The 21,222-nt window shown below is 63.4% G+C and carries 24 protein-coding genes and 1 tRNA gene; 12 read left to right on the top strand and 13 right to left on the bottom strand.

Annotated elements, in window-relative coordinates; translation table 11 throughout:
- Positions 1-36: 36 nt before the first annotated feature.
- Positions 37-456, top strand: coding sequence for an HIT family protein (locus EO136_RS05115; RefSeq protein WP_127143391.1), 420 nt, complete (start codon positions 37-39; stop codon positions 454-456).
- 73 nt (positions 457-529) lie between these two features.
- Here the strand turns inward: EO136_RS05115 and clpA are convergent, their stop codons facing one another.
- Both clpA and clpS read right to left on the bottom strand, forming a co-directional pair.
- Positions 530-2,914 carry an ATP-dependent Clp protease ATP-binding subunit ClpA gene (clpA, locus tag EO136_RS05110; RefSeq protein WP_127143390.1) on the bottom strand — a complete coding sequence of 795 codons (2,385 nt, stop codon included), beginning with the start codon at positions 2,912-2,914 and terminating at the stop codon, positions 530-532.
- 12 nt (positions 2,915-2,926) lie between these two features.
- The gene (gene clpS, locus EO136_RS05105) at positions 2,927-3,274 is read right to left on the bottom strand and encodes an ATP-dependent Clp protease adapter ClpS (RefSeq protein WP_127143389.1); all 348 of its coding nucleotides are present in this window, start codon (positions 3,272-3,274) and stop codon (positions 2,927-2,929) included.
- 361 nt (positions 3,275-3,635) lie between these two features.
- Between clpS and EO136_RS05100 the strand changes: the two genes are divergently transcribed.
- From EO136_RS05100 to EO136_RS05090, 3 genes are all read left to right on the top strand, one after another.
- Positions 3,636-5,210 carry a serine hydrolase gene (locus EO136_RS05100; protein ID WP_127143388.1) on the top strand — a complete coding sequence of 525 codons (1,575 nt, stop codon included), beginning with the start codon at positions 3,636-3,638 and terminating at the stop codon, positions 5,208-5,210.
- Positions 5,211-5,258: 48 nt separating this feature from the next.
- Positions 5,259-5,540, top strand: coding sequence for a hypothetical protein (locus EO136_RS05095; RefSeq protein WP_127143387.1), 282 nt, complete (start codon positions 5,259-5,261; stop codon positions 5,538-5,540).
- Positions 5,541-5,615: 75 nt separating this feature from the next.
- Positions 5,616-6,398, top strand: coding sequence for an SDR family oxidoreductase (locus EO136_RS05090; RefSeq protein ID WP_127143386.1), 783 nt, complete (start codon positions 5,616-5,618; stop codon positions 6,396-6,398).
- 4 nt (positions 6,399-6,402) lie between these two features.
- On the opposite strand, the gene EO136_RS05085 is transcribed toward EO136_RS05090, so the two are convergent.
- From EO136_RS05085 to EO136_RS05075, 3 genes are all read right to left on the bottom strand, one after another.
- Positions 6,403-7,293, bottom strand: a complete 891-nt coding sequence (locus EO136_RS05085) for a division plane positioning ATPase MipZ (protein ID WP_246018263.1) — start codon at positions 7,291-7,293, stop codon at positions 6,403-6,405.
- 121 nt (positions 7,294-7,414) lie between these two features.
- Positions 7,415-7,819: a PRC-barrel domain-containing protein gene (locus tag EO136_RS05080; RefSeq protein WP_127143385.1), complete on the bottom strand. Its 405-nt coding sequence runs from the start codon at positions 7,817-7,819 to the stop codon at positions 7,415-7,417.
- 66 nt (positions 7,820-7,885) lie between these two features.
- On the bottom strand, positions 7,886-8,299 hold the full coding sequence (locus tag EO136_RS05075) for a DUF1489 family protein (RefSeq protein WP_127143677.1): 414 nt from the start codon (positions 8,297-8,299) through the stop codon (positions 7,886-7,888).
- Positions 8,300-8,716: 417 nt separating this feature from the next.
- On the opposite strand from EO136_RS05075, the gene EO136_RS05070 reads away from it, so the two are divergent.
- Positions 8,717-9,484, top strand: coding sequence for a GGDEF domain-containing protein (locus EO136_RS05070; protein ID WP_164730443.1), 768 nt, complete (start codon positions 8,717-8,719; stop codon positions 9,482-9,484).
- Positions 9,485-9,543: 59 nt separating this feature from the next.
- Positions 9,544-10,107, top strand: coding sequence for a DNA-3-methyladenine glycosylase (locus tag EO136_RS05065; protein ID WP_127143383.1), 564 nt, complete (start codon positions 9,544-9,546; stop codon positions 10,105-10,107).
- On the opposite strand, the gene EO136_RS05060 is transcribed toward EO136_RS05065, so the two are convergent.
- The 3 genes from EO136_RS05060 to EO136_RS05050 form a co-directional block, all read right to left on the bottom strand.
- Complete coding sequence (locus tag EO136_RS05060; protein ID WP_127143382.1) at positions 10,098-10,724, bottom strand: L,D-transpeptidase; 627 nt, start codon at positions 10,722-10,724, stop codon at positions 10,098-10,100. The two genes, EO136_RS05065 and EO136_RS05060, sit on opposite strands and share 10 nt — an antisense overlap.
- A gap of 254 nt (positions 10,725-10,978) precedes the next feature.
- Positions 10,979-11,065, bottom strand: a tRNA-Leu gene (locus tag EO136_RS05055).
- Between the two features lie 112 nt (positions 11,066-11,177).
- Positions 11,178-11,411: a FliM/FliN family flagellar motor switch protein gene (locus EO136_RS05050; RefSeq protein WP_127143381.1), complete on the bottom strand. Its 234-nt coding sequence runs from the start codon at positions 11,409-11,411 to the stop codon at positions 11,178-11,180.
- Positions 11,412-11,488: 77 nt separating this feature from the next.
- Between EO136_RS05050 and lipB the strand changes: the two genes are divergently transcribed.
- The 6 genes from lipB to folK all read left to right on the top strand — a co-directional run bounded on the left by lipB (position 11,489) and on the right by folK (position 15,950).
- Positions 11,489-12,229 carry a lipoyl(octanoyl) transferase LipB gene (lipB, locus tag EO136_RS05045; RefSeq protein ID WP_206513272.1) on the top strand — a complete coding sequence of 247 codons (741 nt, stop codon included), beginning with the start codon at positions 11,489-11,491 and terminating at the stop codon, positions 12,227-12,229.
- Positions 12,230-12,266: 37 nt separating this feature from the next.
- Positions 12,267-12,812, top strand: a complete 546-nt coding sequence (locus EO136_RS05040) for a DUF4282 domain-containing protein (protein ID WP_127143379.1) — start codon at positions 12,267-12,269, stop codon at positions 12,810-12,812.
- A 106-nt stretch (positions 12,813-12,918) separates the two neighbouring features.
- Positions 12,919-14,265 (top strand): 30S ribosomal protein S12 methylthiotransferase RimO, encoded by a 1,347-nt coding sequence (gene rimO, locus EO136_RS05035; protein WP_127143378.1) that lies wholly within the window; start codon positions 12,919-12,921, stop codon positions 14,263-14,265.
- Positions 14,262-15,116, top strand: a complete 855-nt coding sequence (folP, locus tag EO136_RS05030) for a dihydropteroate synthase (RefSeq protein ID WP_127143377.1) — start codon at positions 14,262-14,264, stop codon at positions 15,114-15,116. The genes rimO and folP overlap by 4 nt, the downstream gene beginning before the upstream one ends.
- A 4-nt stretch (positions 15,117-15,120) precedes the next feature.
- Entirely contained in the window at positions 15,121-15,507 is a 387-nt protein-coding gene (folB, locus tag EO136_RS05025; RefSeq protein ID WP_127143376.1) for a dihydroneopterin aldolase, read from the top strand.
- Entirely contained in the window at positions 15,507-15,950 is a 444-nt protein-coding gene (gene folK / locus EO136_RS05020) for a 2-amino-4-hydroxy-6-hydroxymethyldihydropteridine diphosphokinase (protein ID WP_127143375.1), read from the top strand. The genes folB and folK overlap by 1 nt, the downstream gene beginning before the upstream one ends.
- Here the strand turns inward: folK and EO136_RS05015 are convergent.
- The 5 genes from EO136_RS05015 to EO136_RS04995 are packed head-to-tail and all read right to left on the bottom strand — an operon-like array spanning position 15,947 to position 21,191.
- Entirely contained in the window at positions 15,947-16,732 is a 786-nt protein-coding gene (locus EO136_RS05015; RefSeq protein WP_127143374.1) for an ATP12 family chaperone protein, read from the bottom strand. The genes folK and EO136_RS05015 overlap by 4 nt on opposite strands.
- Entirely contained in the window at positions 16,732-17,400 is a 669-nt protein-coding gene (locus EO136_RS05010) for an HAD-IA family hydrolase (RefSeq protein WP_127143373.1), read from the bottom strand. The genes EO136_RS05015 and EO136_RS05010 overlap by 1 nt, the downstream gene beginning before the upstream one ends.
- Complete coding sequence (locus EO136_RS05005; protein ID WP_127143372.1) at positions 17,400-18,401, bottom strand: RluA family pseudouridine synthase; 1,002 nt, start codon at positions 18,399-18,401, stop codon at positions 17,400-17,402. The genes EO136_RS05010 and EO136_RS05005 overlap by 1 nt, the downstream gene beginning before the upstream one ends.
- Positions 18,402-18,459: 58 nt before the next feature.
- Positions 18,460-19,788 carry a replication-associated recombination protein A gene (locus EO136_RS05000; protein ID WP_127143371.1) on the bottom strand — a complete coding sequence of 443 codons (1,329 nt, stop codon included), beginning with the start codon at positions 19,786-19,788 and terminating at the stop codon, positions 18,460-18,462.
- Complete coding sequence (locus tag EO136_RS04995) at positions 19,788-21,191, bottom strand: DegQ family serine endoprotease (RefSeq protein ID WP_127143370.1); 1,404 nt, start codon at positions 21,189-21,191, stop codon at positions 19,788-19,790. Before EO136_RS04995 ends, EO136_RS05000 begins: the two co-directional genes overlap by 1 nt.
- Between the last annotated feature and the right edge of the window lie 31 nt (positions 21,192-21,222).

Below are 21,222 nucleotides of genomic sequence, written 5' to 3'. Positions count from 1 at the left end.
GCTATAGCTTCTCCCGACACAGACCGGAGCGAGCTTATGAGCGACTACGAGCCCGACAACATCTTTGCCAGGATCATCAAGGGCGAGATTCCCTGCCACAAGATCTTTGAGGACGAGACAACCTTCGCCTTCATGGACATCATGCCCCAGTCCAAGGGGCACGCACTCGTCATCCCCAAGACCGGCTCGCGTAATCTGATCGATGCCAAAGACGCCGTTCTGGCCGACCTGATCGTCAAGACACGCCGGATCGCCCGCGCCATCCTCGTGGCCACCGAAGCGGACGGGTTCCGCATCGCCCAGTTCAACGAACCGGCAGCGGGCCAGACCGTCTTCCACCTGCATTTCCACATCATCCCAGTCTATGAGGGCATTCCCCTACGCCCCCATGGTGAACAGGAAGCCGATCACGGCCAACTCGCCGCGCTGGCGGAAATGATCCGCGCTGCGCTTTGAGAAGGGACCAGAACGAAACGCAGAAAGGGCCGGCATCGCTGCCGGCCCTTTTTCATGTTCGGAGCTTTCAAGCTCAGGAGTTCTTCGCGCTGTCCTTGGCGCTCGGCTTCTTGGCGCTGGGTTTCTTGCCGCCCTTGGGACCGGTGATCGCCTTGGGACGTGCCGGACGCGGGGGCACCGACACCAGCTCGAGCCGGGCTTCGCTGCCTTCGCCAACCACGGTGACCTTCACAGATCCGCCCTTCTGGAGCAGGCCGAACAGCACTTCCTCTGCCAATGGCTTCTTGACGTGCTCCTGAATCACCCGGCCCAGCGGACGGGCGCCCATCTTCTCGTCATAGCCACGCTCGGCCAGCCAGTCGGCAGCCTCGGGCGTCAGCTCGATGGTGATGCCACGCTCCGAAAGCTGGCTTTCGAGCTGCAGCACGAACTTCTCGACCACGCGCCGCACCGTGGAGCCCGGAAGCGGAGCGAACGAGATGATCGCATCGAGCCGGTTGCGGAACTCGGGGCTGAAGGTGCGGTTGATCGCCTCTTCGTCGTCCCCTTCCTGCCGCACCCGGCCGAACCCGATGGGCGATTTGGCCAGTTCGGTCGCGCCGACATTGGAGGTCATGATCAGGATCACGTTCCTGAAATCGACCTGCTTGCCCGAATGGTCGGTGAGCTTGCCGTGGTCCATCACCTGCAACAGGATGTTGTAGAGATCGGGATGCGCCTTTTCGATTTCGTCGAGCAGCAGCACGCAGTGCGGATGCTGGTCCACGCCATCGGTCATCAGCCCGCCCTGGTCGAACCCGACATAGCCCGGAGGCGCGCCGATCAGCCTGCTGACCGTATGACGCTCCATGTACTCGGACATATCGAACCTGAGCAGTTCCACGCCCAGCGTGTCGGCGAGCTGCTTGGCGACTTCCGTCTTGCCCACACCCGTCGGCCCGGTGAACATGTATGACCCGATCGGCTTTTCCGGCTCGCGCAGGCCCGCCCGCGCCAGCTTGATGGCCGAGGACAGCGACTCGATGGCCTTGTCCTGCCCGAAAACCACGCGTTTGAGGTTGGCATCCAGGTTCGAGAGCATCTCTGTGTCGGACTTGGAGACCGATTTGGGCGGGATCCGTGCTATCGTGGCGATGGTCGCCTCGATGTCCTCGACATTGATGAGCTTCTTGCGCTTGTTCTCGACCACGAGCATCTGCCGGGCGCCGGTCTCGTCGACCACGTCGATGGCCTTGTCGGGCAGCTTGCGGTCGTTGATGTAGCGCGCGGACAACTCGACCGCTGCCTTCAGCGCGTCGTCGGTGTATTTGAGCTTGTGGTAGTCCTCGAAATACGGACGCAGACCCTTCATGATCTCGATCGCATCGGGGATCGTGGGCTCGTTCACATCGATCTTCTGGAACCGGCGCACCAGGGCGCGGTCCTTTTCGAAGAACTGACGGTACTCCTTGTAGGTAGTGGAGCCGATGCACCGGATCTCCCCCGACGCGAGCGCCGGCTTGAGCAGGTTCGACGCGTCCAGCGCCCCACCCGAAGTCGCACCCGCACCGATCACGGTATGGATTTCGTCGATGAAGAGAACGACGTTCTCCTTCTTCTCCAGCTCCTTCATGATCGCCTTGAGCCGCTCCTCGAAATCGCCGCGGTAGCGGGTTCCGGCCAGCAGCGCACCCATGTCCAGCGCATAGATCGTGGTGCCAGTCAGCACCTCGGGCACATCGCCCTCGATGATGCGGCGTGCGAGGCCCTCGGCGATGGCGGTCTTGCCCACGCCGGGATCACCCACGTAGAGCGGATTGTTCTTGGACCGCCGGCACAGGACCTGAATGGTACGCTCGAGTTCCGAAGCCCGGCCGATCAGCGGATCGATCTTGCCGGCACGGGCCTTCTCGTTGAGGTTGACGCAGAAATCGGCAAGGGCTGAGCTTTTCTCGGGCGCGGCTCCGCCCCGCTCGCCATCTTCGCCGATGCCCGGGCCACCCTCTTCGGAGCCGCGCACATGCCGGTCCGCATTTCGACCGGACTTAGCGATCCCGTGCGAGATGAAATTGACCGCGTCGAGTCGGCTCATGTCCTGCTGCTCGAGGAAATAGGCGGCATGGCTCTCGCGCTCGGCGAAGATCGCCACGAGCACGTTGGCACCGGTCACTTCTTCCCGACCGGAAGACTGGACGTGAATGACCGCGCGCTGGATGACACGCTGGAAGGCAGCGGTCGGCCGCGCATCCTGCCCGTTGGGCACGATGAGACTGTCCAGTTCCTCGTCTATGAATTCCTCAAGGTCGGCACGCAAGCCCTCGATATCGACGTCGCAACCGTTCAGCACCGCGATTGTGTCGCGATCCTCGGTGAGCGCCAGGAGCAGGTGTTCGAGCGTGGCGAATTCATGCGCACGCTCTCTGGCGAGGTTCATCGCCTGATGCAGGGCCTTTTCGAGACCGCGGGAGAATGAAGGCATGTAGATACTGTCCTATTGCTTTTCCATCACGCATTGCAGCGGATGCTGGTTTCGGCGCGCGGCGTCCATGACGCGGGTGACCTTGGTTTCGGCCACCTCGTAGGGATAGACTCCGCATTCCCCCACACCTTTATTGTGCACATGCCACATGATCTGCGTGGCTTCGTCACGGGATTTATTGAACACCTCTTCGAGGATCAGCACCACGAATTCCATCGGTGTGTAGTCGTCATTGAGCAGCAGCACGCGGTAAAGGCTCGGACGCTTGGTTCGCGTCCGGGTCTTTGTGGCCAGGCCGGTCTGTCCGCCACCCTCGCGGTCGCCTTCGTCCTCCGGACCGGAAACGGGGCTCTTCCCCATTCCCCGGACACTTGCCCTCCGAAGGCCCCCGGGCAGCAATGACGCAGTTGGCGTAGTCAAGAATTCGGCCCCTCGGTTGGTTTCCCTGGCCATTATGTAAGCAAAATCCTGGTCATGTTAAGGGCCAGATTCCAGCCCAGCCATAACATCGAGAACCCGTGATCCGCGCGCCGGCGAATTTGGCTCAATTTTTAGACACTTTACCGATTCGTAACGCCACGGGCTTAGCCTTGCTTTCAGTACGAGCCAGTCAATGCGTCGCGGGGGACCGGCGCACCGACCATGGCTCGAGTCAGTGGCGTACCGGCCCGGTGTATCAGGGCCGCATAGTAAAAGAGTGGAGTATCGGGTGCCGCCCCTCATGCGTAAAGCTGCCGAGCAGCCCCTAGCTTTCGTGCGTTTTGTGTTCCTGGCCGCCTTGATGGCAATGTGCCTTTCTGCCCCTGCGCAGGCCCAGAACGTTCCGCGCGCCATCGCCGGCATCGTGGTCGACGCCAAAACGGGCGAAGTCCTCTACAACAACAAGGGCAACGACCTGCGCTATCCGGCGTCGCTGACCAAGGTCATGACGCTCTACGTGCTCTTCCAGGAGCTCGAGGCCGGCCGCATGACGCTCAACACGCCCCTCACCGTCTCCAAGCATGCCGCAGCGGCGGTCCCCACCAAGCTCTGGGTGCAGCCGGGCTCGACCATCACGGTCGAGAACGCCATCAAGGCGCTCGTGACCCTTTCGGCCAACGACGTGGCCCGGGTGATCGCCGAAAACATCTCGGGCACCGAGAGCCGCTTCGGCGAGAGGATGACCCAGACCGCCCGCGCGCTCGGCATGAGCCGCACCACCTACCGGAACGCCTCGGGCCTGCCTGACCGGGGACAGGTGACCACAGCTGCGGATCAGGCGACCCTCGCCCGCGCGGTATTCCAGCACTTCCCGAACTACTACAGCTATTTCCAGACCCGCAGCTTTACCTACTCCGGCAAGACCTTCGGCAATCACAACCGGCTGCTGGGCCAGAACGGCGTGGATGGCATCAAGACCGGCTACATCAATGCATCCGGCTATAACCTGATGACCGCCGCCCGGCTCAACAACCGCCATATCGTGGCGATCGGGCTCGGATACAACACCGGCGCCGCCCGCAATTCCTCGGTTGCAAAGCTGGTCGCCGACTACATGCCCAAGGCACGCCAGGGCGATTACTGGCGCGAAGCCATGATCGCACGGCCCGCGCTGCTGGCCACCCGCGGCGGCATTGCCGTGGCCAATGCGCCGGTATCGATCCAGGGCGCACCGCCGCCTCGTCCGGCCCGCTTCATGACCCAGCCTGCAGCCAACGCCGCGGTCACCCAGGTCGCCTCGGTTCCCGCACAGCCGGCGGCAGTCGCGGTGGGCACGCCCCCGCCGCCGCGCCCGGACGATATCCCGTTTGAGGTGGTCGCCAACGAAGATCTTCCCGATCGCGTCGGCAGTGCCGCCCTTGAACAGGCCACTTACGTTGCCACCGGCGTCGCGCCGGGACAGCAGAACGGGTACCCGGCAGACGATCCGATCGGCGCATGGATCGCCGAGACCCTCAAGCTGGGCCCCACCCCGTCCGATCTGCGGCCCGATACCGCAAGCCCGTCTTTCGTGCCTCCTGCCTCTATCGGCGTGGACCCCATGTCGACCCAGAGTTCGGAAACCACGCCGATCAGCGGCTGGATCGTTCAGGTCGGCGCGGCCCACAACGAGGATGCGGCTCGTGCTCTCCTCACCCAGGCCACCGAAACCGTCGACGACCTCGCCAACCTGCGCAGCTATGTCGAAACGTTCGAGCGCAATGGGCGGGTTTTCTACCGCGCCCGGTTCGCCGGGTTCGCGGATCGCAACCAGGCTCGCTCCACCTGCGACCGGCTGACCGAGGGCTCGGTGCAATGCTTGGCGGTGCAGGGATAGGGATCAACAGGGCCAATTTGGATTAAGCGCAAGTGTTTGGAGTAGCGCATGAACGTCAACCTGTCGCTTGAGAACCTCAAAGTGTTCAAGGCCGGCTCCCCGCTGGCCTCTGAAGACAACACCGTTCGCGACAAGGCTCTGCTTGCCCTGCAGCGCAGCCTTCTTCCCCAGCGCGCCCAGCGCCGCAAGGTCTCCGACCTGCTGTCGGTGGTTCTTGCCCTGTCCGCGCGAACCCGCCGCATGATCCTCCCGAGGATCGAAGTCGATATCGACGTCTTCAGCCCCGCGGGCAAGCGCGCGGTGCGGATGCATTTCGGGCGGGAACACTAGCAATATCGGCACCTGGGGAACCACGGCCTCGCTTGCTGCGTTGCGCTCACGAGCAGGCGGCATCTGGGGGTTAGCATGTCATTCGAGAACAGGATCGCTCTGGTCACCGGCGCCGGGGCGGGCATTGGCCGGGCGACTGCTCTCGCCCTCGCGGCGAAGGGCGCTACCGTCGCCGTGCTGAGCCGCACCAAATCCGAACTCGATGAACTGTCGGCCGAGATCGCGGACCAGGGAGGCAATGCCCTTCCCCTTCCCGCCGACGTGTCCGACAAGGCCGACATGCAGGCCGCCTTCGACCGGATCGAGGAAACCTATGGCCGGCTCGACATGGTTTTTGCCAATGCCGGCATCAACGGCACCTGGGCGCCCATAGCCGATCTCGAGGTCGACGAATGGGATCTGGTCAACGCCGTGAATCTGCGCGGTACTTTCCTGACCGTCCATCACGCCATTCCATTGATGCGCGAGCATGGCGGCTCGATCGTCATCACCTCCTCGATCAACGGCACCCGGACCTTCACCACCGCCGGTGCCACCGCCTATGCGACCACCAAGGCCGGCCAGCTCGCCTTCATGCAGATGGCCGCCGTGGAACTGGGTCCGCACAAGATCCGGGTCAACGCGATCTGCCCCGGCCAGATCGACACCGGCATCAACGCCAAGACGACCCGGCGCAACCTTGAATCGATTACCATGCGCCCGGCAGAATACCCCAAGGGCCATATTCCGCTGACTGGCACCAAGGGCGGTAGCGCCGAAGAGGTCGCGGACCTCGCGGTGTTCCTGTTCTCTGACGCAGCACGCCACATCACCGGAACACCGGTCTGGATCGACGGCGCCCAATCCTTGCTCGTTTGACCGGCTAAAGTGTCTCGAGCGAGACCGGCGGACGAACCGAATTCGTGGTCGCAAGCGCGCCCTCGAACCGAAACTGCCGGTGCCAGGCTTCGCCCGGGAGATGAAGCGCATCGACGAGCTTTCGGTATTCCTGGCGGGCCGTGACATGGCTCATCGAGGGCACCGAACCGAGCGTCTCCTCGCTCAGCGGATCGAGCACCGTCATGCCCAGCGGAAATAGTGCCCGGAAGATCACCCGCTCGGCGATGCCGTCGGCGACCCGGCAACCGACCCGTTCGGCAATCCGCTCGATACCCCCCAGCACCATGCGTGTGTTGCGGGAGTTGAGCATCGAGATTCGGTTGCGCATGAGCACCCAGTCGATCGACCGGCCATCCACCGACAGCCGCTCCCGGCGTGCCCGCTGAACAAGCCGCGTGTAGTGGCTGAGCGAAGCGAGCTCGCGCTCATCGTCGAAATTGGCGAGGACATCGAGGTCGATCAGGCTGTCATTGAGGGGCGTGACCAGCGTATCGGCGAGAGAATGGGAGAGACGTGTGAGGTGCGTGTCAAATCCGGGCGTGTCCACAACGATGAAATCGGCCACGTCCTCCACCTGCCCCACCGCGTCTCGGAACATGGCAAAGGCGATGCGGTTGGCCTCCTGGGCGGAGTCCGTGTCAGCGAGCGGAAGGTGAACGTGGATGCTGTGAGGAATGTCGAGTTCGCCCAGACTCGCCCATTTTCTCCTGTTGCGCACATAGCGGGTCAGCGTCTGCTGGCGACTGTCGCAATCGATCGTGGCGACCCGGAAGCCGGCATAGAGAAGATGCACGGCAAGGTGAAAAGCGGTCGTGGACTTGCCAGAACCGCCTTTTTCGTTTCCGAGCACGATGACATGGGCATTCTGCGACATGATCTGCCCCGATTGGACCTCATTATCCAACCATACGCGGGCTCGATTGACAATCGTCTAAGCCAGTCGAACAAATGCGGCGCCTTTCGGTGACGCCGCATTCGCATTTTCCGATTTGGAATCAAATCCAATAAGGTGGGATTCCGTAATAATTGTAGATCCCGATACCGGCAGTCTTCTCGTTGAACGCCCGGTCATCGTCATTGCGATGAACACGGGGAGCGTTTTCGACCTGCTCCTTGGAGAGGTCTGTGCGGTAGCCGCCGAGGTCTTCGTCATAGGTAAGCTTGGCCCACGGCACCGGATAGTGTTCGTCACCGATCCCGAAGAATCCGCCGAAGCTGAGAACCGCGTAGGCGACCTGTCCGGAATACTTGTCCAGCATCACCCGCTCGATCGAGCCGATGTGATCGCCGTCCATGCTGTAGACCTTGGTGCCTTCGACCTTGTCGCTGCCGATCAGCGAAGCGGTTTCCTTGCGGTCGACCTCGGCGTTGCCGAGCCCTTTTTCAGCATTGGTATCCATGGTGCTTCTCCGTTCGTCGTTTCGATTGAAACAAAAACGAATGGGGTGAACCGGGGTTCCGGTTGCCTAGAGAAGACCATATTTTGCCAGTTCCTCGGCCATGCCCTCGGGCGGGAGGTCTTCGCCCTCGCCCGCAAGGTCCGCAGGCGCGTCCTTTGGTTCGAGATAGCGCCAGCCTTGGAAAGGGCGGCGCGGATGGGGCGCGGTGCGGATGATGTCGGCATCGAGCACGATGTCGCAATAGCCCCTACCCTCACTGTCAACGTCCGGCTCAAGCCCGACGATGAGCTGACGGCAGCGCACGGCTCCGGCGATCACCCAGTAGATGGAGCCTTTGCCTACGATTTCGTCAGCCCGGCGCGGCATCATACGCGTTCTGTGAATGGACCGCCCATCACCGCCTCGGGATTGCCTGTGGGCACGCCACTCGATGAGTTCGTCCACCGAGGAAATACCGACACATAGCTTGATCAGATGCACCAATGCTCTGCTCCAACAAATAGGGGCGCCCGCTGGTGGCGCCCCTCTGAAATGCGGCCGCGACACCGTGTTCGCAAGCCTCGCTCCTACCTATCCTCCGGCAACTACCGAAATGACGAACCCGAGTGAAACGAGGGAAAGCACGGTCCAGCTTGCCGCCCGCCAGCAGATGGCTTTCGATTGGCTACGCATGAAGCTCCTGGCATTTGACTACAAACCCGGCGGAGGCGCTCAGGCGCCTTGCGGTAACGTCTGATTAACGAAAGGCCCGTCGGGAGGCAAGCCGCCTCTTGATCCGCCCGCGCACAGGGCGTGCGCGCCAGACGCATGGCTGGTCCGTATTTGCCCCGAACAGCTTCTATGCAAGCTCTTACCGCTTTCGCCGGCATCGTGGACCATCGCCAGGAACCGCCAGCCATGCCCATGCCCAGGCTTCATGCTCACGCTATACGAGGATCTGCCGATCTGCCACTGGCCATCGCGTTCGGCTTTTTGCTCTATGTTACCATGACCACATTCGCGACCGCCTTGATGCTCGGCAAACCCGACGCCGGCTGGTTGCGCGAGACCATTGCTGGCGCCCTGTTTCTCAATGCTCTTGGGTGCTTCCCATCGATGGTCTACTTCACACAGCGCGTAGCCGAGCTCATCCGTGAGAATAGTCGCCTTTCGCTGTTGGCAGCCACTGACGGACTGACCTCCTGCCTCAACCGCACCGCGTTTATCGGGACGGTCTCGGGCCGGCTGCGAACGGCCGCCACCGACTATCGAACGATGAACGGCGGAGCGCTGCTCGTTATCGACGTCGATCATTTCAAATCCATAAATGACAGCCACGGCCATCATCTGGGGGACCTTACGCTGAGCAGGATTGCCGAAGCGGTCCGTGGAGCCGTGCGAGGAGGCGATATCGTGGGGCGGCTTGGCGGCGAGGAATTCGGCGTGTTCCTGCCTGGCGCAAACCCTGCCGCTGCCCGGGCGGTCGCCGAACGCCTCCGGCGCATGGTCGAGGCGATGGCGGAGGAGGCTGGGCTGCCCTTTGCCGTGACGGTCAGCGTGGGCGGCGTCAGCTTCGAGCGCCATGCGCGGTTCGAAGAACTGTTCCGGAGCGCCGATGAGCGGCTCTACGAAGCCAAGCGCGCCGGACGCAACCGCATCGCCATGAGCCTCTACGCGTCCTGCTGATCGTTGCCTGCGGGGCGCACGGTGCCTACAATGTCCGGTGACCACCGAGCCGGATATCCATGCGATCAGCCATTTCAGAGGACTTTGATGCGGATGCGGTCACGGTCGCCAGGGCATTGATCGGCGCGACCGTCACCGGCCACGGAGCCGGCGGCCGCATCGTGGAAACCGAAGCCTACGACGCATCGGATCCTGCCTCGCACAGCTTCATCGGCCCCACACGGCGCAACCGCTCGATGTTCGGCCCCGCCGGCCACGCCTATGTCTATCGTTCATACGGAATCCATCTGTGCCTGAACGTCGTCTGCCGACCCGGCAGCGCGGTGCTGATCCGGGCGCTGGAGCCCACGATAGGGCTCGATGTCATGAGGGAAAGGCGCGGATTGGATGCGGCGAAGCGGCTATGCGCCGGACCGGGATGTGTCGGGCAGGCCCTGGGCCTGTCGCTGGACGATGACGGGCTGCCCCTGTGGCAGCACCCTTTTGCCTTCACTCCCGCACCGGGGCTGGCAAAGATCGTCTGCGGGCCGCGGATAGGCATCACGAGGGCAGCGGAACTGCCCTGGCGCTTCGGCCTGGCAGGCAGCCCCTATCTGAGCCGCCCCTTCACCAATCAGGCCTGAATGACGTTGACCCGCGTATTGACCCCGACCCTCTCGTAGAGGTCGATCACATCGTGATTCAGCATGCGGATGCAGCCGCTGGACATGGCCATGCCGATCGAATGCGGCTGGTTGGTGCCATGGATACGGAACATGGTATCCCGGCCATTGCGGTAGAGGTAAAGCGCGCGGGCACCGAGCGGATTGTTCGGCCCGCCGGGCATACCACCCGCATAAGGACCATTGGCTACCGGATCGCGGCGCAGCATGTTGGCCGTAGGGGTCCAGCTCGGCCATTCGCCCTTGCGTCCGATATAGGCATTGCCGCGCAGCGCCAGCCCTTCGCGCCCCACACCGACGCCATAGCGCATGGCCCGGTTATCGCCCAGAACGAGGTAGAGGTACTTGTTGGGCGTATCCACGACGAGCGAGCCCTTGGGGGCGCTGGTCACGTACTCGACCTCCTGACGCCGCAACTCGGGCCTGACCTGTTCTGCCGTGAGGCCGGGCACCGGAAACCTGTCATCGGTGATCGCGGCATAGGCCATGGGAGAGGTTACACTCGACCTGCTCGTGCTCGTGCAAGCTGCCAGCAGAAATGGAAGCCCGATCACGAATCCGCGGCGTGTCAAACTCATCGATATTCCCCTACCCGTGGTTGTCTGTGTGAGACGAATGTTAACCACAAATGTTAAAACTTCGCTCACCGTAATTGCGGCAACCGCGTGGCCCGCCCGGCACCACCGATCACGACTGCGTGAACACCGACGCGCGCATGACAAACCGGCACAATGCAATGCACGGGAGGCAAAGCATAACCCGACACGCTTCAAGAGAAGGGTCGCAACTGCCTGGCAATTTGATGAAAACTGTCCCGTCACGCGGGAGATGATGGTGCGGTCGAGAAGACTCGAACTTCCACGGGAGTTACCCCACAGCGACCTCAACGCTGCGCGTCTACCAATTCCGCCACGACCGCACTGTCATGGAAAAGCCTCGCATTTGCGAAGCGAGCCAGCATGTAGCAAAAGGCTCGGGCAGGCTCAAGAGCTATTTGGCGCTTTTGCCATAAACTTCGCAAAGGCCAGGATTCATGCGGGCTTGATGACCTTCTCGGTCACCACCACATTGAGATTGCCCTCGTCGACCTGGATCTCCCCTTTTGCGATCAGTGTATTGTTGGCGTAGATACGCATCGGATCGGTCTCGAGCGCGTCGAGCTCGATCACCGCGCCTCGGCCCAGCCGCAGCAGGTGATGGATCGGCAGCGTCGTCGACCCCAGTTCAACGGATATGTCCACGTCTATGGTTTCAAGCGTATTCATTCACAACCTGACCGCACAGGCGCCAAGCGCCGAGAATCGCATCGAGGCCGGATGCCCCGCTGGAGAATCGGCCCATCATGGTTAGCGAAGCGTTAAGGGACGACCAAGCCTGCGGCATCCCCGCCCTTCTCCGCGCCGATCGCGAGCCGGTGCAATGGTCCATATCCGATTCGGTGGTCGCCTACCCCGAGGCGCTCGAAACGATGCGCACACGCACGCGCGCCATCGCCGATGGCCAAGCCGGAGAAGCGGTGTGGCTTCTCGAGCACCCGCCCCTTTACACGGCTGGCACCTCGGCCCGCGCCGACGATTTGCTCGTTCCCACCCGATTCCCGGTCTTCGATGCCGGCCGAGGCGGCCAGTACACCTATCACGGGCCCGGCCAGCGCGTGGCCTATGTCATGCTCGATCTCAGGGAGCGCGGCCGCGACATCCGCTGCCTCGTGTCCGCGCTCGAGAACTGGGTCATCGATACCCTGGCAGCGTTCAACATCAAGGGCGAGAAGCGCGAGGGCCGGATCGGGGTCTGGGTGCGCCGGCCCGACAAAGGGCCCTTAGTGGAAGAAAAGATCGCGGCGATCGGGGTGCGCGTGTCGCGCTGGGTGACATTCCACGGCATTTCGCTCAATGTTTCACCCGATCTCGAGCATTATTCGGGTATCGTGCCCTGCGGTATCTCCGATCACGGTGTGACCAGCATGGAAGCGCTGGGACATCTGGCGTCGATGGCCGAGGTCGACACCGCGCTCAGGACCGCGTTCGAACGGCATTTCGGGCCCGTCGGGCTTGCCTCTCCTCCCTCCGGCCCGCACGCTTGATGCGATTGATTCCCCATCACGGGAAAGGAATGGTGCAATGAATTTCGACGATCTGAGAAAGCTTGCGACGGGGTCGATTCTTTTCGATCTCAAGCGGATTATCACCCCGCGCATCGTGACGGTGCTCTATTTCCTCGGTCTGGCCGCCATCGTTCTGTGGGCGGTCAATCACTTCTTTTATTCCTTCCGCTTCGGTTTCGGGAACGGGCTTTGGGGCCTGCTCGAGATCGTGGTGTTCGGCATGCTGTCCTTCATCGTCCTACGCGTCTTCTGCGAGGCCGTGATCGTCTACTTCCGGGCTCACCAGAGCGAGGCTTCCCAGGTCACGCGCCCGCGCGCCGGCGCATCGCTGCTCGATGACGTCCGCGACGCCATTGAAGAACTCGCCGAGGAAGAGGACGACGAGGATACGGCTGCCCCCGCCCGCGCTGCGACGGCTGCACCCGGCGCCACGCTGACCCCGACAGGTGCCAAGACTGCGCCTGTACCGGCCGAACCCAAATCCCCCGAACCCGCCGCACCGAAGACCGGTGAGGGTTCGGATGCCATCGCCCCATCGCCGGCAGAGCAGGACAAGCCCTGACCTGCCACAAAAACGACAATGCACAGGTGCATGGGCCGGCAAAGATTGACCTTCGCCGGCATTTCGCTATGACACCCGCTTTGAAAACGGACCGGACAGCCGCCCTATGAGCGCGCCGACACAGACTGCCCCCAGGATCGGACTCGTGAGCCTTGGTTGCCCCAAGGCGCTGGTAGACTCCGAACGCATCCTGACCACCCTGCGTGCGCAGGGCTACAGCTTCTCGCCGTCCTACGAGGGCGCCGATGTCGTGATCGTCAACACGTGCGGCTTTCTCGACAGCGCCAAGGAAGAGAGCCTCGACGCCATCGGCGAAGCGATAGCCGAGAACGGCAAGGTCATCGTCACCGGATGTCTCGGGGGCGAGGAAGAACTCATCCGCAGGACCCATCCCGGAGTGCTGGCCGTCTCGGGCCCGCACCAGTATGAGGCCGTCGTGGGCGCCGTCCATGAGCACCTGCCACCCGTGCCCAATGCCTATGTGGACCTGGTGCCCGAGCAGGGCCTGAGGCTGACTCCGCGCCACTACGCCTATCTCAAGATTTCAGAGGGCTGCAACAATCGCTGCACCTTCTGCATCATCCCCTCGATCCGCGGCGATCTCGTGTCCCGGCCCATCGCCTCGGTGCTCTATGAGGCAGAGCGACTGGTCAAGGCCGGCGTCAAGGAGATCATGGTCATCTCCCAGGACACCAGCGCCTATGGCGTGGATCTCAAATACGCCACGTCGCCTTATCGGGGCCGACAGGTCGAGGCACGCTTCCAGACGCTGGCCGAAGAGCTCGGGCAACTGGGCGCTTGGGTGCGCATGCACTACGTTTATCCCTACCCGCATGTAGACAAGGTCATCCCCCTGATGGCCGACGGCGTGATCCTGCCTTACCTCGACATTCCGTTCCAGCACGCCTCCCCCCAGGTGCTCAAATCCATGCGCCGTCCTGCCAATCAGGAAAAGACGGCCGACCGCATCCGCAAGTGGCGCGAAATGTGCCCGGATCTTGCGGTGCGCTCGACCTTCATCGTCGGCTTCCCCGGCGAGACCGATGAAGATTTCGAGATGCTGCTTGACTGGGTCCGCGAGACGCGGATCGACCGGGCCGGCGCCTTCCCCTACGAGCCCGTCACCGGCGCAAAGGCCAATGATCTGGGCCTTGCCGAGATTCCCGACGAGCTCAAGCAGGAGCGTTACGGGCGGCTGATGGAAGCGCTTCAGGAGGTCTCTATCTCCCGGCTGGCCGAAAAGGTCGGCCGCACCATCGACGTCCTGGTGGACGATGTCCGCCCCGACGAGGAACAGGCCATCGCCCGCTCCAAATGGGATGCACCCGACATCGACGGCAATGTGATCGTGGACAATGTGACCGGCGTTAAGCCCGGGGACATGATCGAGGTAACGGTGACGGATTCCGACGCCTACGACCTATACGCCGAACCCGGCCGGCCCATCCAATGATCCATCCGGAGAGGGACATACCCTTTCCGGGCGGTTTCCTGCGCCTGGGCCCGGCCCCGCTTGTGATGGGCATCCTCAACGTCACGCCCGACAGCTTCTCGGACGGAGGCCGACACGACAGCGTGGACGCGGCGCTGGCCCAGGCCCGCATCATGGTCGCCGAGGGCGCGGACATCATCGACGTGGGCGGGGAAAGCACCCGCCCCGGCTCGGAGGAAGTGGGCGTGCAGGCCGAGCTCGACCGCATCATGCCAGTCCTAGATACCTTGGCCGACGCGGGAATGCGCGCTCCGATCTCGATCGACACCTATAAGGCTCTCGTCGCCGATCAGGCGATTCAGGCCGGTGCGCGGATCGTCAGCGACGTCCATGGGTTTCGCCGCGAACCCGAAATCGCAGCGGTCGCAGCCCATCATGGCGTGCCGGCCATCGCCATGCACTGGGATCCCGATCGTGACCGGGACAAGGACCTGCTAGGGGAAATCAGGCGCTGGCTGGAGGCCTCGATCACCATCGCGCTCGACGCCGGCATCCCGCGCGAGGCCATCATTCTCGACCCTGGCTTCGGTTTCGCCAAGACTTTCAGGGAAAACTATATCCTCCTCAACAGACTCGATGAATTGGCGTCGATGGGCTTCCCACTTCTGGTGGGGACCTCGCGCAAATCCATGCTGGGCAAGCTTCTGGACGTCGGTCCCGAAGCCCGCGTTGCGGGCACCGTGGCAACGTCGGTCCTTGGCTGGCTCAAGGGCGGGCAGGTCTTCCGCGTTCATGATGTGCGCGAAAACCGCGATGCCTTGCGCGTGGCACAGGCCGCGGCTTATGGTCCGCCCGAACCTGGCGGGGAATAGACTTATGGACTCCTTTGGCGACACGGACCGCATCATCCTCGCGGGCCTTGCCTTTTACGGCTATCACGGCGTCATGATGGAAGAGAACGCCTTGGGCCAGCGCTTCCGGATCGACCTCGAGCTGGGCATGGATCTCGGCCCGGCCGCGAAGGCCGATGAGGTCTCGGCGACCATCTCCTATGCGGACGTCTATGATCTCGTGAAAGAGGCCTTCGAAGAGCGCCGTTTCAAGCTGATCGAGGCGCTGGGGCTGCACATCATGCAGCGTCTTTTCGGCAGGTTCGATCGGCTGGACTGGATCCGCATCCGCGTGCGCAAGCCAGAGGCCCCTCTGCCCATCGTCGCCGGTGAGGCCGCAATCGAAATTCTGCGCACCCGCGAGCAGGTGTGATGGCCTTCGCCATTCTCGCGCTGGGCGCAAATCTCGAGGCCCCTGCCGAAATGATCGCTAGGGCGATCGAGGCGATTGGCAAGCACCCGAACGTGGCGTTGCTCGAACGCTCGACAACGATCGTCACCGCGCCCTGGGGCGACACTGATCAAGGGGATTTCCACAACGCTGCCATCGCCATCGACACATCGCTGGCGCCTCTGCAATTGCTCGATCTCTGCCTCGGCACCGAAGCCGAGATGGGCCGCGTGCGCACCCGACACTGGGGCCCGAGGGTCATCGATATCGACGTGATCGCCTATGATCGGGCCCAGATCGAGACCGATCGGCTCACCCTGCCCCATCCATATGCCCACAAACGCGATTTCGTAATGGTGCCGGTCCGTGAGATCGCCCCGGAGGTCGCCGACTGGCTTTTGGAGCGCAAGGCGCCCCAACGCTAAACCTCGGGGTCCCTCAACCATTCGATCACGTTGACAGCGGCGTCAAAATCGATCCGCCGGCGGGCGCGTCGCGCCGCCGCCTCGTAATCCTCGCCCCAGAGCGACATCTGGTAGTCTTCGTCCACATGGGCGGCGGTCCAAGCCGCGTCGCGATCGATCAGCCTGTCGTAGTGGGCCATGGCCAAGAGACCGGAGCCCATGATGCCGGTGATCGAGACCATCGCAGTGGCGGTGATGAAATCGAGCGGATCGAGCCGCGCCCGGAGCCGCGCCAGCGTGTCGGACGGCTGGTCCCGGTGCATGACCCCCACCGTGGGCGCAAAGCTGACCCCATGGTGGCGCGCGAGTCTGATCAGCACGTCGTCCCAGACCTTCTCCTGCCGTTCGACCAGTTCGCGCGGGGTGTCCGCGCGATAAAGCAGCAGATCGTTGGCGCAGAACTTGAGCACCTCATCGATCAGCGGCACGCGCGCTGGCTCGCCGCCTTCGACAGCAGAGTTGATCAGCTTGATGTGCGGCATGGTCTCGGGATCGATATGGGTTCCCTGGGCTGACCATTCCGCGCTCATCCGTTCGGCCAGGATCCGGCTGGGCACCACGACGGACCGCTTGGTCGGCGTCTTGATGGTCCGCCCGTCCAGGGTCACCGTGTGCCCGCCCTCCGCAGACGCGACCGCCACCTCGGTATAGAACCTCTTGGGCAATTCGCGCCGCTGTTGCTTCTGGGAGCGCCCGTACCCGTCGTCGCGATGATCCAGGGCTTCTTCGAGGAATTCGCGCATCAGCTCAGCACCTTTTCAATCGCCGCATCGAGATCGGCATAATCGTGCACGATGATCTCGGCGCCCGACTCCTCGAGCGCTACGCGGTCGTGGTATCCCCAGGTTACCCCGATTGTCCTGGCCCCTGCGGCACGACCCAGTTCCATGTCGAAAACCGTATCCCCGATCATCACTGTGCGGTCGGGATCGATACCTGTCTCAGAGCAGGCACGCAGGATCATGCCCGGGTGGGGCTTGGACGGATTGTGATCGGGGGTCTGCAACGTCACGAAATGGTCGGCGAGATCGTGGAGCGCCAGGATGCGGTGCACCCCGCTCAGCCCCTTGCCCGTCGCGATCCCCAGAAGGGACGCCTCATGGGCCCTCAGCCGCACCAGCGCGTCCAGCGCGCCCGCGTAGAGCGGCTCATGCCGCTCCCCGGCCGCCAACATCGCCCGATAATGCCCGCGATAGGTTTCGGCGAGTGTCAGCGCGGTCTCGGCGTCGCATTGCGCCAGATTCTGAACCGCAAGTTCCAGCGACAACCCGATGATCGTGTTGGTCTTGTCGCGCGTCGGCGCGTCCAGCCCATGGCTGACGAACGCCGCCGCCATGTGCTCGGCGATGATCGCCCCGGAATCGATGAGCGTGCCGTCCATATCGAACATGATGAGACGCGGCGCGCTCATCATTCATCCTCGGGATCGGTGTTCTGCGCATCATAGCGCTCGGAATCGAAGCCCAGGGCATCGAAGGTGGTGACCATGTGAGGCGGTAAAGGCGCGGTGATGTCGAACCGCTTGCCGCCGGGCAGCGGCAGCGCCAGCCGGCGCGCATGGAGGTGAAGGCCCTGGCCCAGTTCCTCGGGTCGCTCGAAATTCCAGTTGTCGGTGATGAAGTAGCGCGGATCATCGAGGATCGGCGTGCCCAGTTCCATCATGTGCACGCGCAACTGATGCGTGCGCCCGGTCACCGGCTTGAGCGTGATCCAGGCGAACTTGTTGGCCGCGCTATCGGTCACCGAGTAATGGCTGACCGAATGCTGAGCCCCCTCGGTCCCGTTCTCGACGACCACCATCTGCTCGCCGTCCCGCGTCCCCTGCTTGGCCAGAAAGCAGGAAATGCGCCCCTGGCGGGGAACCGGAACGCCCGCCGTCACCGCCCAGTAGATCTTGCGCGCGGACCGCGACCGGAAGACCGCGCCGAAATGGCTGGCCGCCGCACGCGTCTTGGCCACCAACAGGCAGCCGGAGGTGTCCCGGTCCAGCCTGTGCACCAACCGCGGCGGCTCGCCCTTCTTGTTGGGCATGCTGCGCAGCATGCCGTCGATATGCCGGCGCGTCCCCGAGCCGCCCTGCACCGCCAGCCCGTGCGGCTTGTTGAGTACGTATATCTCGTCATCCTCATAGAGAATGAGGTCCCGCAAGAACGCGGCATCCTTGTCGTTGACCCGGGCCGGTCCACTCGCGGGTTTTTCAGGGGCCTCGCCCAGCGGCGGCACCCGCACCGTCTGACCGGCAGCCAGCCTTGTGCTGCTCTGCACGCGCCCGCTGTCCACCCGCACTTGTCCCGAGCGCAGCAATTTCTGGAGCCGTCCGAACGGAAGCTGCGCGAAATGGATCGAGAACCAGCGGTCGAGCCGCATCCCGTCTTCGTCTCTGCTCACTTCGCGCAATTGTACGCCGCTCATCTGGCCTGCCTGTCGTTCCAACAATTTCGCGCCGTTCTAACGGGAAAAGTCCGTCCCGTCACTGGCCGTCTCGGCGTACGGAACGCAGCTTGGAGAAATAGTCCATGCGCTTGCGGATATCGCGCTCAAATCCACGCTCGACGGGCTTGTAGAAATCCTGCCGTCCGATCGCCTCGGGGAAATACTCCTGCCCGGAAAAGCCCTCGGGCGTATCGTGGTCGTAGATGTAGCCCTCACCGTAGCCTTCTGTCTTCATCAGCTTGGTGGGGGCATTGAGGATCGTCATGGGCGGGATCGGCGATCCCGTGCGCTTGGCCAGCGACAGCGCCGTGTTATAGGCGTTGTAGACGGCGTTGGATTTGGGCGCCGTCGCCAGATAGACGACCACCTGGGCCAGAGCCAGCTCCCCTTCGGGCGAACCGAGCATATGGTAGGCATCCTTGGCCGCCGTCGCGATCGGCAGGGCCTGGGGATCGGCCATGCCGATATCCTCGACCGCCATGCGGATCAGCCGGCGAGCGAGGTACATCGGGTCTTCGCCCGCATCGATCATTCGCGCGAAATAATAAAGCGCCGCATCCGGGTCGGACCCGCGCACCGTCTTGTGCAGCGCCGAAATCAGGTTGTAGTGCCCGTCCTGGCCCTTGTCGTAGATTGGCGCCCGGCGCTGGACCAGCCGCGTCAGCCCGTCATGATCGAGCATATCCTTAGGGCCCGTCGCCGCATCGATCTCCTCGATCAGACCGAGGAACGCCCGTCCGTCGCCATCGGCGAGCGAGATCAGCGTCTCCCGCGCCTGCTCGTCGAGCGGCAGCGCCCGCCCGATCTCCGTTTCCGCGCGGCTGGCCAGCGCGTCGAGATCGCTACGGTCGAGGCTGGTGAACTTGAGCACCTGCGCCCGGCTCAAAAGCGCCGCGTTGAGCTCGAAGCTTGGGTTCTCGGTCGTCGCCCCCACAAGCACCACGGTGCCGTCTTCCATCACGGGGAGAAAACTGTCCTGCTGGGCCCGGTTGAACCGATGGATTTCGTCCACGAACAAAAGGGTTCGCTGGCCGGCGCGGCGCGCCGTCCGGGCGGTCTCGAATACCTTCTTGAGATCGGCCACGCCCGAGAAGATCGCCGATATCTGCTCGAACCTGTAGTCCGTCGCATCGGCCAGAAGGCGCGCCACCGTAGTTTTGCCGGTCCCCGGAGGCCCCCAGAGGATCAGCGATCCCAGCCGGCCAGAAGCAATCATGCGCCGAAGGGCGCCCTCGGGGCCGAGCACGGGAAGTTGGCCGATGACCTCATCGAGACTGGCCGGGCGCAGCCGATCCGCCAGCGGACGCTCGGGGTCGAGCATCTGGGGCGCCCGCGCCGGCTTTTCATCGGGAAAGAGATCGCTCATCAACCACTCACAAAGGACCGTATTACCCTGCCGTCTCGCTGCAGCACGATTTGCCAGCCCTGCGGCCGCTGGCTGGCGATGGCCTGGAAGGTTTCGATATCACGAATCTCGTTTCCGTTCAGGCTCAGGATCACATCGCCGGGCCTGAGACCAAGGCGCTGGGCGGGGCTGCCCTGCGCGACCTCAACGATCACGATGCCTTGCGCGGAAAAACCCAGCCCGATCTCCTGCGCGAGGGCGGGCGTGAGCTGGGCAGCCGTGACACCGGCGAACCGCGTGTCGCCGCCGATCTCGGCACGGTTGCCCAGATCCTCGGGCGCCGCAGCGACATCGATGTCTGAAATGTTCATCTCGCCGCCCCTGACGAACTCCACCTGGACCGTGCTGCCGATCGGCTTGGTCGCCAGCCGGTAGTCCAGCGCCTCGGGGTCCTCGACGGGAAGCCCATCGATCGAGACGATCACATCGCCCGAGGCGAGCCCTGCCCGATCCGCCGGACTGTCGGCGGCAACTTCGGCGACCAGCGCCCCGCGCGGCGTGTCCAGCCCCAACCCCCGGGCCAACTCGGTATCGAGCGCCTGCAGCCGCGCGCCCAGCCATGGACGAACGATCTCCCCACCTTCTTCCGCCGCATTGGCGATCACCCGGGCCATGTTGGCGGGAATGGCGAACCCGATGCCCTGCGAGCCGCCTGAGCGCGTGAAGATCGCAGTGTTGATCCCCACCAGTTCGCCATCGAGATTGACCAGCGCACCGCCCGAGTTGCCCGGATTGATGGCCGCGTCGGTCTGGATGAAGAACTGGTAATCGGTGATTCCCATGCCCGTCCGCGCCAGGGCGGAAACGATGCCGCTCGAGACGGACTGGCCGACCCCGAACGGATTGCCGATGGCCAGAACGAGATCCCCCACTTCCAGCCAGTCCGAATCGGCGAACGGCACGGTTGGGAAAACGCGTCCCTCGCTCGACCGCACCTTGAGGACGGCAAGGTCTGTTGCACTGTCGGCGACGACCAGATCGACCGCGTATTCCCGCCCATCGCTCATGGCGACGCGGATGTCGGTCGCCCCTTCCACCACGTGGTTATTGGTCAGGATCATGCCATCCTCGGTGACGAGCACCCCAGATCCCAGCGACTGGGACTGTTGCGGGCGGCGCTCCAGAAACGGGGAGCGGCCAAAGAACTGGTCGAAAAACGGATCCCCGAAGAACGACTGGCGCTGCTGGCTGATCCGCGTCGCATAGACATTGACGACCGCGGGAGCCACATCACGCACCACGGGGGCGAAACTGAGCTGCATCTCGGCCCGGCTCTCGGGCAGGCGCCGCTCGCTCTGGGCATGGAGCGGCTGCAGCGGTAGGGTGAGGGCAAGGAGGATGAAGAGCGTCCGGATCATGGTCATTCCCGATGCTGGTTGGGTCCACGCGACATGG

The sequence above is a fragment of the Pelagibacterium montanilacus genome (assembly GCF_003992665.1).
In the GTDB taxonomy this organism is placed as follows: Bacteria; Pseudomonadota; Alphaproteobacteria; order Rhizobiales; family Devosiaceae; genus Pelagibacterium; species Pelagibacterium montanilacus.
This window is presented reverse-complemented; position numbering and strand designations above follow the sequence as displayed.

Excerpts from the sequence above, each read along its gene's own strand:
- EO136_RS05115 (WP_127143391.1), top strand. The coding sequence starts at position 37 with ATGAGCGACTACGAGCCCGACAACATCTTTGCCAGGATCATCAAGGGC.
- clpA (WP_127143390.1), bottom strand. The coding sequence starts at position 2,914 with ATGCCTTCATTCTCCCGCGGTCTCGAAAAGGCCCTGCATCAGGCGATG.
- clpS (WP_127143389.1), bottom strand. The coding sequence starts at position 3,274 with ATGGGGAAGAGCCCCGTTTCCGGTCCGGAGGACGAAGGCGACCGCGAG.
- EO136_RS05100 (WP_127143388.1), top strand. The coding sequence starts at position 3,636 with ATGCGTAAAGCTGCCGAGCAGCCCCTAGCTTTCGTGCGTTTTGTGTTC.
- EO136_RS05095 (WP_127143387.1), top strand. The coding sequence starts at position 5,259 with ATGAACGTCAACCTGTCGCTTGAGAACCTCAAAGTGTTCAAGGCCGGC.
- EO136_RS05090 (WP_127143386.1), top strand. The coding sequence starts at position 5,616 with ATGTCATTCGAGAACAGGATCGCTCTGGTCACCGGCGCCGGGGCGGGC.
- EO136_RS05085 (WP_246018263.1), bottom strand. The coding sequence starts at position 7,293 with ATGTCGCAGAATGCCCATGTCATCGTGCTCGGAAACGAAAAAGGCGGT.
- EO136_RS05080 (WP_127143385.1), bottom strand. The coding sequence starts at position 7,819 with ATGGATACCAATGCTGAAAAAGGGCTCGGCAACGCCGAGGTCGACCGC.
- EO136_RS05070 (WP_164730443.1), top strand. The coding sequence starts at position 8,717 with ATGCCCATGCCCAGGCTTCATGCTCACGCTATACGAGGATCTGCCGAT.
- EO136_RS05065 (WP_127143383.1), top strand. The coding sequence starts at position 9,544 with ATGCGATCAGCCATTTCAGAGGACTTTGATGCGGATGCGGTCACGGTC.
- EO136_RS05060 (WP_127143382.1), bottom strand. The coding sequence starts at position 10,724 with ATGAGTTTGACACGCCGCGGATTCGTGATCGGGCTTCCATTTCTGCTG.
- EO136_RS05050 (WP_127143381.1), bottom strand. The coding sequence starts at position 11,411 with ATGAATACGCTTGAAACCATAGACGTGGACATATCCGTTGAACTGGGG.
- lipB (WP_206513272.1), top strand. The coding sequence starts at position 11,489 with ATGGTTAGCGAAGCGTTAAGGGACGACCAAGCCTGCGGCATCCCCGCC.
- EO136_RS05040 (WP_127143379.1), top strand. The coding sequence starts at position 12,267 with ATGAATTTCGACGATCTGAGAAAGCTTGCGACGGGGTCGATTCTTTTC.
- rimO (WP_127143378.1), top strand. The coding sequence starts at position 12,919 with ATGAGCGCGCCGACACAGACTGCCCCCAGGATCGGACTCGTGAGCCTT.
- folP (WP_127143377.1), top strand. The coding sequence starts at position 14,262 with ATGATCCATCCGGAGAGGGACATACCCTTTCCGGGCGGTTTCCTGCGC.
- folB (WP_127143376.1), top strand. The coding sequence starts at position 15,121 with ATGGACTCCTTTGGCGACACGGACCGCATCATCCTCGCGGGCCTTGCC.
- folK (WP_127143375.1), top strand. The coding sequence starts at position 15,507 with ATGGCCTTCGCCATTCTCGCGCTGGGCGCAAATCTCGAGGCCCCTGCC.
- EO136_RS05015 (WP_127143374.1), bottom strand. The coding sequence starts at position 16,732 with ATGCGCGAATTCCTCGAAGAAGCCCTGGATCATCGCGACGACGGGTAC.
- EO136_RS05010 (WP_127143373.1), bottom strand. The coding sequence starts at position 17,400 with ATGAGCGCGCCGCGTCTCATCATGTTCGATATGGACGGCACGCTCATC.
- EO136_RS05005 (WP_127143372.1), bottom strand. The coding sequence starts at position 18,401 with ATGAGCGGCGTACAATTGCGCGAAGTGAGCAGAGACGAAGACGGGATG.
- EO136_RS05000 (WP_127143371.1), bottom strand. The coding sequence starts at position 19,788 with ATGAGCGATCTCTTTCCCGATGAAAAGCCGGCGCGGGCGCCCCAGATG.
- EO136_RS04995 (WP_127143370.1), bottom strand. The coding sequence starts at position 21,191 with ATGACCATGATCCGGACGCTCTTCATCCTCCTTGCCCTCACCCTACCG.